Annotated in this window: 13 protein-coding genes; 7 read left to right on the top strand and 6 right to left on the bottom strand. The window is 69.5% G+C overall.

From position 1 onward, the window contains the following. Positions 1 to 424 precede the first annotated feature (424 nt). Together ACZ52R_RS42905 and ACZ52R_RS42900 are read left to right on the top strand one after the other, a co-directional pair. Positions 425 to 1,816, top strand: coding sequence for a hypothetical protein (locus ACZ52R_RS42905; protein ID WP_465755515.1), 1,392 nt, complete (start codon positions 425 to 427; stop codon positions 1,814 to 1,816). 175 nt (positions 1,817 to 1,991) lie between these two features. Beyond that, positions 1,992 to 3,206, top strand: coding sequence for a phosphodiester glycosidase family protein (locus tag ACZ52R_RS42900; RefSeq protein WP_465755514.1), 1,215 nt, complete (start codon positions 1,992 to 1,994; stop codon positions 3,204 to 3,206). 190 nt (positions 3,207 to 3,396) lie between these two features. Here the strand turns inward: ACZ52R_RS42900 and ACZ52R_RS42895 are convergent, their stop codons facing one another. Next, on the bottom strand, positions 3,397 to 4,032 hold the full coding sequence (locus ACZ52R_RS42895) for a helix-turn-helix domain-containing protein (RefSeq protein WP_465755513.1): 636 nt from the start codon (positions 4,030 to 4,032) through the stop codon (positions 3,397 to 3,399). Between the two features lie 141 nt (positions 4,033 to 4,173). On the opposite strand from ACZ52R_RS42895, the gene ACZ52R_RS42890 reads away from it, so the two are divergent. Beyond that, positions 4,174 to 5,160, top strand: coding sequence for an alpha/beta fold hydrolase (locus ACZ52R_RS42890; RefSeq protein ID WP_465626402.1), 987 nt, complete (start codon positions 4,174 to 4,176; stop codon positions 5,158 to 5,160). Positions 5,161 to 5,261: 101 nt separating this feature from the next. After that, positions 5,262 to 6,155 (top strand): IS982 family transposase, encoded by an 894-nt coding sequence (locus ACZ52R_RS42885; RefSeq protein ID WP_465755512.1) that lies wholly within the window; start codon positions 5,262 to 5,264, stop codon positions 6,153 to 6,155. A gap of 352 nt (positions 6,156 to 6,507) precedes the next feature. Here the strand turns inward: ACZ52R_RS42885 and ACZ52R_RS42880 are convergent, their stop codons facing one another. The 3 genes from ACZ52R_RS42880 to ACZ52R_RS42870 all read right to left on the bottom strand — a co-directional run bounded on the left by ACZ52R_RS42880 (position 6,508) and on the right by ACZ52R_RS42870 (position 9,292). Then, positions 6,508 to 7,773 carry a serine hydrolase domain-containing protein gene (locus ACZ52R_RS42880; RefSeq protein WP_465626406.1) on the bottom strand — a complete coding sequence of 422 codons (1,266 nt, stop codon included), beginning with the start codon at positions 7,771 to 7,773 and terminating at the stop codon, positions 6,508 to 6,510. 309 nt (positions 7,774 to 8,082) lie between these two features. Continuing rightward, positions 8,083 to 8,652, bottom strand: a complete 570-nt coding sequence (gene tpg / locus ACZ52R_RS42875) for a telomere-protecting terminal protein Tpg (protein WP_465755511.1) — start codon at positions 8,650 to 8,652, stop codon at positions 8,083 to 8,085. A 94-nt stretch (positions 8,653 to 8,746) separates the two neighbouring features. Continuing rightward, positions 8,747 to 9,292 (bottom strand): hypothetical protein, encoded by a 546-nt coding sequence (locus ACZ52R_RS42870; protein WP_465755510.1) that lies wholly within the window; start codon positions 9,290 to 9,292, stop codon positions 8,747 to 8,749. A gap of 86 nt (positions 9,293 to 9,378) precedes the next feature. Here ACZ52R_RS42870 and ACZ52R_RS42865 point away from each other — a divergent pair, with 86 nt between their 5' ends. Beyond that, positions 9,379 to 10,422: a TMEM175 family protein gene (locus ACZ52R_RS42865; protein ID WP_465665335.1), complete on the top strand. Its 1,044-nt coding sequence runs from the start codon at positions 9,379 to 9,381 to the stop codon at positions 10,420 to 10,422. A 315-nt stretch (positions 10,423 to 10,737) separates the two neighbouring features. Beyond that, the gene (locus tag ACZ52R_RS42860; protein ID WP_465626414.1) at positions 10,738 to 10,872 is read left to right on the top strand and encodes a hypothetical protein; all 135 of its coding nucleotides are present in this window, start codon (positions 10,738 to 10,740) and stop codon (positions 10,870 to 10,872) included. 128 nt (positions 10,873 to 11,000) lie between these two features. Here the strand turns inward: ACZ52R_RS42860 and ACZ52R_RS42855 are convergent, their stop codons facing one another. Then, positions 11,001 to 11,516, bottom strand: coding sequence for a hypothetical protein (locus tag ACZ52R_RS42855; protein ID WP_465626416.1), 516 nt, complete (start codon positions 11,514 to 11,516; stop codon positions 11,001 to 11,003). Further along, complete coding sequence (locus tag ACZ52R_RS42850; RefSeq protein WP_465755509.1) at positions 11,513 to 11,881, bottom strand: hypothetical protein; 369 nt, start codon at positions 11,879 to 11,881, stop codon at positions 11,513 to 11,515. Before ACZ52R_RS42850 ends, ACZ52R_RS42855 begins: the two co-directional genes overlap by 4 nt. A gap of 417 nt (positions 11,882 to 12,298) precedes the next feature. Here ACZ52R_RS42850 and ACZ52R_RS42845 point away from each other — a divergent pair. Next, the coding region (locus tag ACZ52R_RS42845) for a DUF5958 family protein (protein WP_465755508.1) at positions 12,299 to 12,789 on the top strand (491 nt) is incomplete at its 3' end.

The raw sequence follows: 12,789 nt of genomic DNA, 5'->3' as shown, positions 1-12,789 counted from the left end.
CCGCAGACTCCCGCCCACGACCAGCACGAGCACCCCGGAGAACCGTCACGCCAGCCCCTCCGACCAGCACGTTCGAAGATGGCGAAGGCTCAATGTGCAGGGCGCCACCGACACCACCGGTCAACCCGACTGGCGCTACTGCGGAAACTGCCACGGACTCTTCTGGGCTCCCCACGGCGCCACCGACGGTACGGTCTGCCCGGTCGGGGGAGAGCACAGTTATCCCCCCGACAGCTGGATCTTCCACCTGCCCAGCCGCGAACAAGGCGCCGACGCCAGCTCCGGCCAGCCCGAATGGCATTTCTGCTCCCGGTGCCACGGACTGCTGTGGACCGGCGCGGCGACGCCGGGGACCTGCCCGCGGTCGACGGCAGGCGGGTTCCGACTGAACCCCGTCATGCGGGATCCGTCGAACTTCGATCCGATGCGCGCCACCGCCCCGGTGGGCATCACCAAAAGCCTGGAGAGGCCCGGAGGCCCCTTCAGCCATGACGGCCGCGCCTACGCCTTCGTCAACATCTCCGCCCCGCAGTACTCGGAGCAGCTGCGACCGGGCAATCCCACGCTCGGCACCTATCTGGTCGGCAAGGCCGACCCGTCGAAGCCCGGTCCGTACGACACCGAGTTCCTCTTCAGCCCGCGGATCGGGGCGTGCCCGACCGGGCCGGGCGGCGCGCTGCAGAGCCACCAGGTCCTCGGCCTGTCGTTCATCCTGCCGCACGACCTCAGTGCGAGTCCCATCAGCCAGGCAGGGTGGCGGCACTGCCGCACCTGCGAGGCGCTGTTCTTCTCGGGTGAGGCCGCCACGACGGGTGGCGTGTGCTGGGCGACGCGGCAGCCGCATGACGGCGTCGGCTCCGCCGTCTACGCGATGCCACTCGACGAATCCGGGCTCCGGACACAGGGAGCCTGGAAACGCTGCGACAACTGCGCGGCGGCCGTCTTCACCGGGTACTCGGCCACCCCGGACCTGTGCCCGGCCGGCGACGGCCTCCACCGGCCCGTCGGCCCCGAACTGCACGTGCCCTTCTTCGACACGCCCGATGCGCCTCCCGACGATGCGAACCACCAGAGCGGCTGGCGGTTCTGCATCCGGTGCAGCGGACTGGTCTACACCTACCGGGAGGACCGCTTCTTCGGCGCGGTGCCGCAGCTTGTGGACAAGAGCGTCGTGCCGGGCCTACCGCCGACCGCTGCCGAGAGCGGTCTGGTGATCCTCGGCTTCGGCTGGCGGGCCGACCACGGCGGGGACTTCCGCCTGGCCTGGATACCGCTCCTCACCGGTTCACCTCCGCGCCTGCAGGACACGATGTACTACACCGGTGCTTCGTCCGAACCATGGTCGCCCGATGCCGGACAAGCCAAGGACCTGTGGTTTCACGACGAGTACACCTCGATCGGGCTCATGTGGCTCGACGAGCTCCGACGGTGGCTGCTCTTGCTGACCAACGCTTCCGACAAGGACCCCGTACCGGGCGGTGACGATCCCCGGGCCCGCCCCATCGTCGCTCGACTCGCTTCGACTCCCTGGGAGTTGGCCACTGCAGAGGACGTCCCGCTCTTCGACCCGAACGTCGACTACCCCTCTCAACCGAAGGCGTACGGCTCCTACATGCACCATCCCGGGATGGACCGGATTCACGAGAAGGACCCGCCTCCGGATCCCAACCAGGGCTGGTCGTACGGCGCCTACCCGCTCAGGCGCTTCACCACCTGGGACCCGGCCACCGGGGAACTCGATCTGTGCTACCTGCTTTCACTCAGCCGCCCGTACCAGGTTCAGGTCATGAGGAGCACCCTGCGCATCGAAGTCTGAACCCGCCCGCCTGTGTGGACACCGCCGGACACCCGGGCCCGTGTCACCGCGAGCGGATCGCCCCGCCCTGGCAAGCCCGCCTGTCCCCCACCCTGAACCACTCCTGCAGGCACTTGGTGGCGACACGCCTCAGGCAGTGCTGCGGGCAGGCCGCGGCAGCCGCGAGCATGGGCGCGTGAAGGCTCTCCTGAGATCCGCGGTCGCCCTGATCATGGCCCTGGCCCCGGCCGGCCCAGCCGCGTCGTCTGCCGACGAGGCCCTCGCAGGCACCGCACCCTGGGTGCCGCTCGCGGCCGGAGTCGCGTACAGGGAAACGACGGTGCCCACCCCGCACGGCACCGCTCGCCTGTACGCCGTACAGGCCGACCTCAGCTGGCCCGGCGTGCGGGCCGACCTGCTCTACCCCGGTGCGGTGGCCGCCCGGGCGCCGCTCACCCGGCTGGCCGGCGAACGCGGGGCGGTCGCGGCCGTGAACGGGGACTTCTTCGACATCACCGAGGAGCAGCACCCGGGTGTCGAGGCGACGGGGGCGCCCTCCGGCCCGGCCGTCCACCGCGGCCGGGCGTTGAAGGCCGCGGTCCCGCAGGCTCAGCGGTTCGGCTGGCAGCCGCCTCCGGGTGACACGGACCAGGACGTGCTGGGGGTCGGGGTGGACGGTGTGGCCCGCACGGGACGTCTGGAACTTGGGGGCCATCTGCAGGCCGCAGGCCGTACGTGGGAGCTGGGCGGGCTGAACCAGTACGCTCTGCCGGTCGGTTCGATCGGGGTGTTCACCTCCGACTGGGGTGAGGTCTCCCGAGAGCGCGCGGTGTGCGGGAATGACGAGTCGCGAAAGGCGCCCTGCAGCACGGACACCTGGGAGCTGACGGTCCGTCACGGCCGCGTCGTGTCGGCCTCCACCACCCCGGGCCGTGGTCCGATCCCCGCCGACAGCCTCGTGCTACTCGGCCGCGAGGCCGGCGCCCGGGTGCTGGCGGGCCTACCGGTCGGAACGGCGGTCGTGACGGACTACCGCCTCGCGTCGAACGGGCCGGTGCCCTTCGCTTTCGCCCTGGGCGCCTATCCGATGCTGCGCGACGGGAGGCCACTGGCAGGGCTGGACGCCCACGACATCGAGCCGCGCACCGCAGTCTGCCTGGCAGACCACGGCCGCCTGCTCACACTTCTCTCCACGGACGGCCGAGAGAGCACCTCCACCGGGATGGCTCTCACCGAACTCGCCCAAGCCCTGCGTGGTTTCGGCTGCTCCGACGGCGTCTACCTGGACGGCGGCGCCTCCGCCACCCTGGTCACCCGCAACCCGGACACCAGCGATCTCGCGGTCCGCAACCACCTCGACCACGACCAGGAACGACGGATCCCCAACGCCATCGGCATCTTCGCCGAGTAGGCCGACCGACCGCTACGAAGCGGCAGGTGTACGGGCTGGTTCAGCCTCCTCACTGCCTTGGAACGCACCAGAAGTGACCGGACGCCCTCTCGGCGGCGGCGCCTCGAAGGCCCGCCGATCTGCGTGACGTTTCAGTCGGCGGAATTCAACGACTGAAGCGCTCAGCGGGGAGGCCGCCACGCAGAGCAGTTCAGGCCCCTGGTCTTCCGCCGGACTGCCAGGCCCCGCGGCCGGGGACCGGCGTGGTCCGCGGCCGCAGTCGTTCGCCCTGCGGCCCGAACAAGATCAGATACTCGACCGGCCCGCCGGTGCCGGCGTTCGCCACCCCGTGCGGGGTGCGGGTATCGAACTCGGCGACGTCCCCGGCGGCCAGGACGAGATCCTGGTTGGCGAGCGCGAGCCACAGTCGCCCGTACAGGACGCACAGCCACTCGTAGCCCTCGTGGGAGGCCTGCCGGGGCCGCACGGGCGGATCCTCGACGGCGGGCAGCACGTGCTTGTGGGCGTGCAAGCCGCCGACGTACCGGGTCAGCGGCAGTACCGCCTTGTCGTCCCCGAAGCTGTGCGGCGCCCTGCTGCGGCGCTCGACCGCGGGGGCGGGGGCGGTGCCGGCCAGCTCGTCCAGGGAGACGCCGTACTCCTTCGCCAGCTGAAGCAGGACCTCCAGGGTGGGCTTGCGCCGACCGGTCTCGATCCGCGACAGCGTGCTCGGCGAGATGCCGGTCGCACAGTGGACACCGGCGAGCGTGGCGCCGTGCTGCTCGCGCGCGGCTCGCAGTCTGGGCCCCATCGCCGCCAGCGTGCCGTCCAGGTCGTCGCCTGCCATCCGTTCCGTTCCTTCCAGCCGCACCGCCCAACCGTCCTGGGCTGCGATCTTGCCAGAACGGCAACGCTGATCGCGTCGAGAGACCGCCGCGCCGCATGATCGACGAGTAGCCGCGTCCGTCCGCGAACCGAGGAGAAGCCCATGCAGCCCGAACCGACCGCCGAGCTCCGCCACCGCACCATCGGGACCCCGGCCGGGCGCCTGCACCTGGTCGAGCAGGGCACCGGCCCACTGGTCCTGCTCGTGCACGGCTTCCCCGAGTCCTGGTATTCATGGCGCCACCAGCTCCCGGCCCTCGCCGCCGCCGGCTACCGGGCGGTTGCCATCGACGTGCGCGGCTACGGCCGCTCCTCCAAGCCAGCCGCGACCGACGCCTACCGAATGCTCGACCTGGTGCAGGACAACGTCGCCGCGGTGCGCGCCCTCGGCGAGGAGAGCGCGGTGGTCGTCGGCCACGACTGGGGCTCCAACATCGCCGCCATTTCGGCGCTGCTCCACCCCGAAGTCTTCCGCGCCGTCGGCCTGCTGAGCGTCCCCTACGCCCCGCCGGGTGGTCCTCGCCCCACCGACGTCTTCGGCCGGATCGGCGGCCCTGAGCAGGAGTTCTACGTCTCCTACTTCCAGAAGCCCGGCCGCGCCGAGGCGGAGATCGAGCCCGATGTCCGGGGCTGGCTCTCCGGCTTCTACGCGGCACTGTCCGCTGACACCATGCCCGCCCAGGGCGAGCCCGACCCGCACTTCGTTCCCCACGGCGGCCGGCTGCGCGACCGCTTCCCCGCAGGCACGTTGCCCGCCTGGCTGAGCGAGGACGACCTCGACGTCTACGCCGCTGAGTTCGAGCGCACCGGCCTGACCGGCGCCCTCAACCGCTACCGCAACATGGACCGTGACTGGGAGGACCTCGCCCCCCATCGCGGAGCCGCGATCAAGCAGCCGTCCCTGTTCATCGGCGGCACCCTGGATGCCTCCACCACCTGGATGGCCGATGCCATCGACAGCTACCCCACTACCCTCCCCGCCCTGTCCGCCTCCCACCTGTTGGAAGGCTGCGGCCACTGGATCCAGCAGGAACGCCCTGACGAGGTCAACCGCCTGCTGACCGACTGGCTCACCGCCCTCCAGGGCTGAACCGCGCACCCGAGTACCGGGCCCCGGACACCCCACTCACCTAGACGAGTAGATCCGAAGTTCTGGCCCGCCAAAGGGCAGAGGGTGTCCAAGATCAGTTTGTGACGACCGACCCGAACACCCTCTTGACCGCACTTTACGTGAAGATCGACGACGAGATCGGAGGAACCCGCTGGATGGGACGGCCGCCCCTGCTCAGCGACTCCGAACTCGTCTGTCTCGCGGTCGCCCAGGCCTTGCTCGGCTACCACTCCGAAGCCCGCTGGCTGCGCTACGCCCGCAAGAACCTGTCCGACATGTTCCCCTATCTGCCCCAACGGCCGGGCCACAGCAAGCGGTTGAAGTCAGCACTTCCACTGCTCAAGCGCATGGTCCGCGAACTCGCCATGGACAGCGACTTCTGGAGCGACACGATCTGGATCGCCGACTCGACCCCGGTGCCCTGCGGAATGTCGCGCCCGACTGTCCAGCGATCGAACCTGGCCGGCTGGGCCGGCTACGGCTACTGCGCCTCCCACTCCCGCTTCTTCTGGGGCCTGCGCCTGTATCTGGTGTGCACTCCGACCGGGATGCCGATCATGTGGGCACTGGCCAACCCTAAGATCGGCGAACGCGAGGTCCTGGCAGCGATGCTGGAGGTCGACGCCGATCTGGTGACCGAGCGCGAGGGCATCCTGCTCATCACGGACAAGGGCTTCGCGTCCAAGCCGTTCGAGAAGGACCTCGCCGAGCAAGGCATCGAGCTCCTGCGGCCGTCGCTCAAGCGCGAGAGGAAGCGATACGGCGAGCCGATGCTCAAGAAGGTCCGCCAGCTGATCGAGTCGGTCAACGACACCCTCAAAGGGCAGCTTGACTTGGAACGACATGGCGGACGGACCTTCGAGGGCGTGGCCGTCCGGGTGACCCAGCGGGTCCTCGCGATGGCCGCCAGCATCTGGCACAACAACCTGATCGGCGCACCGGTCACCCGCTCGCTGATCGCCTACGACCACTAATCACATCGGATCTACTCGTCTAGGCGATACGGCTTTGTCACAGGTCAGCCACCTTGCCTGCCAACTGGAACGCACAGCCCGACAGATCTGGTGCTCATCCGCCAGATGCAGTGCTCCGTCACAATCTCGTGTGACTGAGCGCTTCAGTTGGCGACTTGAGCGCATCGAGGCACAAGGTGGAGGTGCCTCCGCTTCAGCCGCGCCGCGGCCCGGCTGCGCAGCACCCTCCTCAGCCACCTCCGCGCTGCCGAAGGCTTTCTGCCCACGGGCCCCGGGGGCTCCCCACGGCGAAGTAGCCACGGGGAGCCCCCGGGGCCCGTGGGCAGAACCTGGGGCAGATACGGCTGGTGTCTCAGTGGGCGGCGGTGGTGGCCTGGGGCGGGGTGAGCAGGGCGGCGATCAGGCGGTTGGCGACGGCCGGAGAGCCGCCGTTGTCGGCGGTGGAGGTGCCGACGGCGTAGACGGTGCGCAGCTTCAGGTCGCGGGTGGCGAAGACGCCGCTGGCGTAGCCGATGTCGTGGCCGGTCTTGCCCCACAGGACGGTGCCGTCGGGCAGCGCGACGCTCTTCAGACCGGCGCCGTAGCAGGCCGTGCCCTTGGCGGGGCCGGTGTCGCAGTCGCTGCCGTCCGCGTAGTGGAGGGGGTTGCCTGTGCTGTCGAGCGGGGCGGCGAACATCTCGTTGAGTTGCTCGGGGGCGAGCAGTCGGCCGCTGAACAGGGCGGTGATGAAGCGGTCGAGGTCGGGTGCGGTGGAGATGATGGCGGTGGCGTCGTCGCCCTGTTCGCTGACGTCCACGGGCCGACCGGTGGAGTCGATGACGTAGCCGTGTAAGGCCGGCCGGGGCATCCGGGTGTCGCCCTCGGGGACGGATGTGTGGTTCAGGTGGAGCGGCCGGATCACCCGGCTGGTCACCTCGTCGCCGAAGGAGGTGCCGGTCACTTGCTCGATGATCTTGGCGGCGATGCGGTAGCCGAGCGAGCTGTACTCCTGCTTGCTGCCTGGGGTGAAGTGCAGGGGCGGGGTCGAGCCGTCCGCCGGGTGCAGGCTGGAGTGGATGACGTCGTCGAGGGTGAAGTAGTCGAGGTGTTCGGCGATCAGCTGGTCGGTGGTGGGGTTGGGGATTCCCGCCTGCATGTCCGGCAGGCCGCTGGTGTGGTTGAGCAACTGCTTTACGGTGATGGGATGGTAGCTGTCGGGCAGGAGGCCGGGCAGGTAGTACTGGACGGTCTGGTCGAGGTCGAGCTTCCCCTCGGCGGCCAGTTGGAGGGCCACCGTGGCCTCGAAGGCCTTGGAGATGCTGCCGATGTGGAAGTGCGCGTCGGGTGAGATCGGCCGACTGGTGAAGGCGTCCGAGGAGCTGCCCTGCCAGATCTGGTCCGGGGTGCTGACCCGGGCCAGCTGACCACCCGCCCGGTCGCCGGGGTGCAGGCTGACCGCCGCGTCGAGGGCCGTCGTGTTGAGCCCGGAGGCACCGATCGGCGATGCGCTCTGCGTGGCGGCGGCCGCCTGGACGGCCGGCGCACCAGCGGCCAGGGCCGGAGCGGCTGTGGCGGTGGCGGCGACCAGCGCGGCGGCGGCCAGCGCGAGCGGGGTGAGGCGTCGCTTGAAAGCGTTCATCGGTCTACTCCGGGTGAGCTCATCGGACGCCGGTCGAACGTCCTCGATCATGGTGTCGTTCGACCAGCCGACGGCGCATCGGGAATCACCCCGGCTTCGGCCCTGGGCCATCCCTGACTCCTGGTCAGGGTCAGCCCCGACCAGATCCGCGCCACCCGCCACACCGGCCTGCGGAATCTGCCCCTGCAGGATGCCCACTACCGCGAGCTGAAGGCACTACTCGACCACGCCGACCGACTCGCCATCGGCATCGATGCCGCACACTCAGCTCGCCAACTCAACCGCTCATCCGCCAACTGAAGCGCTCAGTCACATCTCGGCGACACGGTGGCCGCCCGCGGGTTTCCACAGCTCGAGGTCCATCCAGTTGAGGCTGTTCAGCGCGACCTTCGGCGCGCGCCAGCCGCGCCGGCCGCCGCCGGCCCGGAGGTAGTGGTCGCGCAGGCCGTCGGCGAGGATCTCCTCCTGTTCGGCCTGGGTGGCTCCGCGGTCGCGGGCGGCGTAGAGGGCCTGGGCGATGCTGCCGGGCATCCGGAGGTTCTCCAGGAGCCGTTCGCGGGGGTCGTCGGTGGAGTTGGGGCCGGCGTCGAAGCCGAACGTCCCGGAGATGTGGAGCGTGAACCCGTTCTTCTCGGCGTCGCGGCGTACCCGCTGCTTCACCCGCGGCTGCCAGGCCGCCAGCTCGCCGTCGGCGAGGGCGGTCAGGGCGTGGGCCCAGCGCTGGGCGGTGCGCACCGAGACGCCGCCGGCCTGGGCAAGGCGCTTGGTGTCGTTCTTGGCGACCTTCTCCCGCAGGAACTTGACCCGGGTGTTCAGGTGGACCGGGATGGGGCGGGTGCGCTTGGCGCGTTCCAGGCCCTCGTCGATCTCCCGGCTCATGGGGCATCAGGTCCTTCCTGCCGTCCCGGCCGGGACGGCGTCGAGTGGGTGCTCTGGGTGGCCCTCCGGACGGGTGCAGGCGGGCCGCGCGAGGCTACTCGTCGGCGGAGACGACTCCGCCGGTCTTGATGTGCCTTGCCAGGTTCGTGTCGTCGGCGATGAGGTCGGTGATCTCGGCCATCGGTCGGGAGCCCTCGAACTTCACCAGGCCGGGGCTCACTCCAAGGCGCAGCGAGGTGGTGAGGGTGGCGTCCGGCTTGGTGAGGATGTCCAGGGCGCCGGGGCCGGGTGAGGCGAAGACGGCGCAGTCGGAGAGGACGGCGAAGGCGTGCAGGCCGGTGTCGGCGGCCATCCTGCGGAGCTTGCGGTGGAGGTTGACGGTGGCGGTGTCGATGACCAGGGCGCGCATCAGCGGGTCCCAGGTCGGCCGCTCCAGAGCCGCCCAGCGCTCGCCGGGCTTGTAGCCGTGCCCGCGCGGGCGTTCGCGCATCTTGCCGCGGGTGCCCTTCGCGGTCTGCTTGATCGCGGTCAGCACCGCCGGCTCCGCCGGGTCGCCGGTGGTCTTGAGGCTGGCCATGGCGTCCAGGAACGCGGCGGGGTCGGTGTCGGCGAGCGTGAGCGGGACGCCGAGAGCGGCCATCGTGTCCAGGTACGCCGCCCGGAGGTGCTTGTGCGGGGCGCCCGTCGCCGAGCGTGCTTCGCCTCGTCGGTGGGGTCGAGGTGGCCGTGCTCGATGTGGAACGCGGCAGCAGCGGCGTGCATCCGCTGCCACTGCCCGTGCGGGTCGAAGGCGCGCAGCTTGACGGCCTGGAGGATCCGCGCTGCTTGCTGCTTCGTGTTGATCTTCAGTCACTCGATGGGCGACTCCGCTGGCGCCGGCTGCTGCTCGCCCTTCTTTCCCGGGCTCGGAGGCCTCGCCCTCGACCGGCTTGGCCGCGGTGGTGTGCCGAGCGGGCCGCCGACGAGCTCACGGTACGCTTGCGCCCGCCGGGGACGCGGGTCCGGATCGCCGTGGTCGGCCCTGTCGACCCGGCCCCGAAACAGCGCCTCGTCATCCAGGTCCTGCGCCACCGCGGCTGCCAGAGAGTCCGACTTGGAGACAACGTGAACACCGAGGAAGCACCCCCGCCCGAACCGCTGAAGCGAGCCGCCGACTTCAGCACGAACCGCCTCGAGGCTTTCAGTGACGGCGTGTTCGCGATCGCCATCACGCTCCTGGTGCTGGACCTGAAGGTGCCGGAACCGGAGGCCGCGCAGGGCGGTTCCCTGAATAGCGCGCTCGCACACCAGTGGCCTTCGTATTTCGCCTATCTGGTGAGTTTCCTGGTCATCGGCATCATCTGGATCAATCACCACGCGATGTGCTCACTGGCACGCCGGGTGGACCGGCGCACCCTGTTCGCCAATCTCTTCCTGCTGCTCACCGTGTCGGTGATCCCCTTCCCTACCCGCTTGCTCGCGACCTACCTCACCGCCGACAACAGCGACGCCCACACCGCGGCCGCCGTCTACGCCTCCACCATGGTGGCGATGGGGATCGCCTTCTCCCTGCTCTTCCTCGCCTTCACGCGCGACGCACGGCTGCTGGACACTCCAGTGCCCCCCGCGGCACTGCGCACCGCGATGCGCCGCTTCAGCATCGGCGGCCTCTGTTACCTGCTCACCGTCGGCCTGGCATACATCAGCCCGGTCGCGATGCTGGCCACCCACGCGCTCCTCGCCATCTATTACTGCTTCGACCAGCTGGCCCCGGCCCGCCCCACGCGCTGACACCGCTCCGCCGAGGACGAGGGCAACGCGCTCATCACCGGCAACGCCAGCAGCGGGACCGTACACGGCGGCACGCCGCGTTCTTGAGCGGAGCCGGATCAATGGGGCGCCCTGGTCGCGCAGCACCAGGGCGGTAAACAGCATGCGGCGGTGCGGGATCGCGCGCTCGGGATATGGATCTCACAGTGTTCCGGGACCTGGCCAGCCAAGCTGTCATGAGGCAGCTGTGCAGAGAGGACAGGTTGACTTCCTCCGAGCGATTGCGGAACAGGCAGCGAACCTGTCTCATTCCGCTTAAGGAAAGGGAGGGCGCGGGTGGCTGTCGTCGCTGCGTCGTTGCATCTCAAGGAAGACGTCGATCAGGTCGAGATGTGGTGCGCCTCCGGGAATACCGGATCGCAGCGTCTTCAGGAGCTTGGCGGTGAACAAGCCGTGCTCGCCGTCGGTTAGCGAGTTCTGAGTACGGCCTACTGCCACTTCCTGCCGCAGGTCTACCACCGCTACGGCGAGGGCCGGGAGCTGTTGCCGGGGCCGCAGGATGCGGACCACCTGGAGGGGCTTCGCCCGGCCTCCGCTGTTCAGGCGGCAGGATCCGCCCGGCGTGCGGTGTCGCTGCTCGCAGCGGCCTTCGACCGGTGCGAGCGCACTGCTCGGTGCAGCAGGGCGGCTTCGGCGAGCGCGACGACAATGGCCAGCGCGTTGAACACCGGGGCGCTCACCATGCCGCCGATGCCGCTCGCGACGAGGGGGATGACCGCGCCCGGGGCGGCCAGGACGAAGGCGAGAGCCGGCAGCGCGGCTGAGCTGTCGAACGGGTCGTTCCACGGCTGGAGCGCCTGCCACACGGCCAGGGCCACGAGGACGACGGCGTAGAGCGCGAAGAGCACACGGGCGGCGGAAGGACGCCGGCGGAAAGGGGTCACGGACCGGATGATGTCACGTGCGAAGTACCGGTCCAGTTCCAATACCGTGACTTTGGTCTGGTTTGGTCGTTGGGCGGTGTCGGCGTCCATGTCGAACTGCCCAGCCAGGCACACGTGAACGCGCCCACTGCGCCGTAGGTGATCACACGGCTCTGTCTTGCTGTTGCTCATGCCTTTGGGGGTGCGGCCGGACCCGGCAGTCCGAGAAGTCGAGCGAGCGCGGCGGCAACGGAGTCGGCGTGGTCGGGCAGATGTCCGGGGACCCAGTCGGCCGCCAGTGTGAAGAAGTCGGCCAGGTCGCGTTCGGCGTCGGCGAGAAGGCGGCCGAGCTTGGTTACGGGCAGTTCGATCAGCGGGCTGTCGTGCCGGCAGTTGTCGACGGTGAGCCGAACGGTGTCGCCGATGCGTTCGGCGAGCGGTGGCACAGGATCGTGGCCGAACCAGAGCGGGCCGCCGTCGTTGATCAGCCGGTGCCAGTCCCGCCAGTCCTCCAGCCCGTCGCAGCACCCGGGCAGGAAGGTGACGCCTGTTGACATATCCGTCACCCGCAGACCGCCGACTGCGAAAAGGGGGTCGAGGGTCAGCAGTCCGTGGAGAAAAGAGCCGCGCGGGTCGGCCGGCCGCAGCGGGTGGTCTCTTCCACGACGGGCTGCATCACGATCACCCGATGAAGTGTCCGGCATCTTCCAGCCGGCCGCATGCTTATTCCTGGAGCACCCAACCCCGCCGAGCTGAGCACCTTCGGCTGTACCCCGCTGAGCACATACCTGTGTACGCCGACACCCCATGTGGCATCCCCAGCGCAACACCCCGTTGCACCCACACCCGCCACGAGGACAAGGCCGGCCCGACACCGGGCGGGAAGGGGATAGTTAGTACTCCAGTCACACTTTAAGATCTGATTGGATGACTCTCGGGCTGCCGGTCTGGGTGGCTCGTGGAGGCGGGGGCTGATGCGCGAGCGTGCGGAGATCCTGAATGAGTTGGCGCAGGGGCTGCATCCCATCTCGCAAGGCATCGACTGGTTCGAGGACCTGCCGAGTGCCGAACAGTCTCTTGCGCTGCGGGATCTCGCCCAGTTCTGTGTGCAGGCGCGCGCCACCAGCGACGACGGCCCGGAGGCCATCCGCCGGTCCGGGATCCGGCCAACCCACACCCCGGCAGTGCTGATCACGGGCGGACGGATCGAACATCAGCTGGGAAAGATCGCCAGATTGGATCCCGTCTACGAGCGAACCAAGGCGTTCCGGCTGCTGGTCGAGGTCTTGAGTATCGCGGATGCACGTCGGCGGGCACGGTCCTGCATCAACGGATGCGGCCATGAGTGGCACCAGTTGGCATCCGACAGAGAGCCTTCGCCATCTTCGAACGTGCTGGTCGGAGGGGCTGGCGTGACGGTTCTCCGGGGTGCTCGTGCTGGTCGTGGGCGGGAGTCTGCGGTCTT

It is taken from the genome of Kitasatospora sp. NPDC034023, from assembly GCF_055575795.1.
This window is presented reverse-complemented; position numbering and strand designations above follow the sequence as displayed.

Coding starts and splice junctions, on each gene's coding strand:
- ACZ52R_RS42905 (WP_465755515.1), top strand. CDS start 425: ATGCGCGCCACCGCCCCGGTGGGCATCACCAAAAGCCTGGAGAGGCCC.
- ACZ52R_RS42895 (WP_465755513.1), bottom strand. CDS start 4,032: ATGGCAGGCGACGACCTGGACGGCACGCTGGCGGCGATGGGGCCCAGA.
- ACZ52R_RS42890 (WP_465626402.1), top strand. CDS start 4,174: ATGCAGCCCGAACCGACCGCCGAGCTCCGCCACCGCACCATCGGGACC.
- ACZ52R_RS42880 (WP_465626406.1), bottom strand. CDS start 7,773: ATGAACGCTTTCAAGCGACGCCTCACCCCGCTCGCGCTGGCCGCCGCC.
- tpg (WP_465755511.1), bottom strand. CDS start 8,652: ATGAGCCGGGAGATCGACGAGGGCCTGGAACGCGCCAAGCGCACCCGC.
- ACZ52R_RS42870 (WP_465755510.1), bottom strand. CDS start 9,292: ATGGCCGCTCTCGGCGTCCCGCTCACGCTCGCCGACACCGACCCCGCC.
- ACZ52R_RS42855 (WP_465626416.1), bottom strand. CDS start 11,516: ATGAGCAACAGCAAGACAGAGCCGTGTGATCACCTACGGCGCAGTGGG.
- ACZ52R_RS42850 (WP_465755509.1), bottom strand. CDS start 11,881: ATGTCAACAGGCGTCACCTTCCTGCCCGGGTGCTGCGACGGGCTGGAG.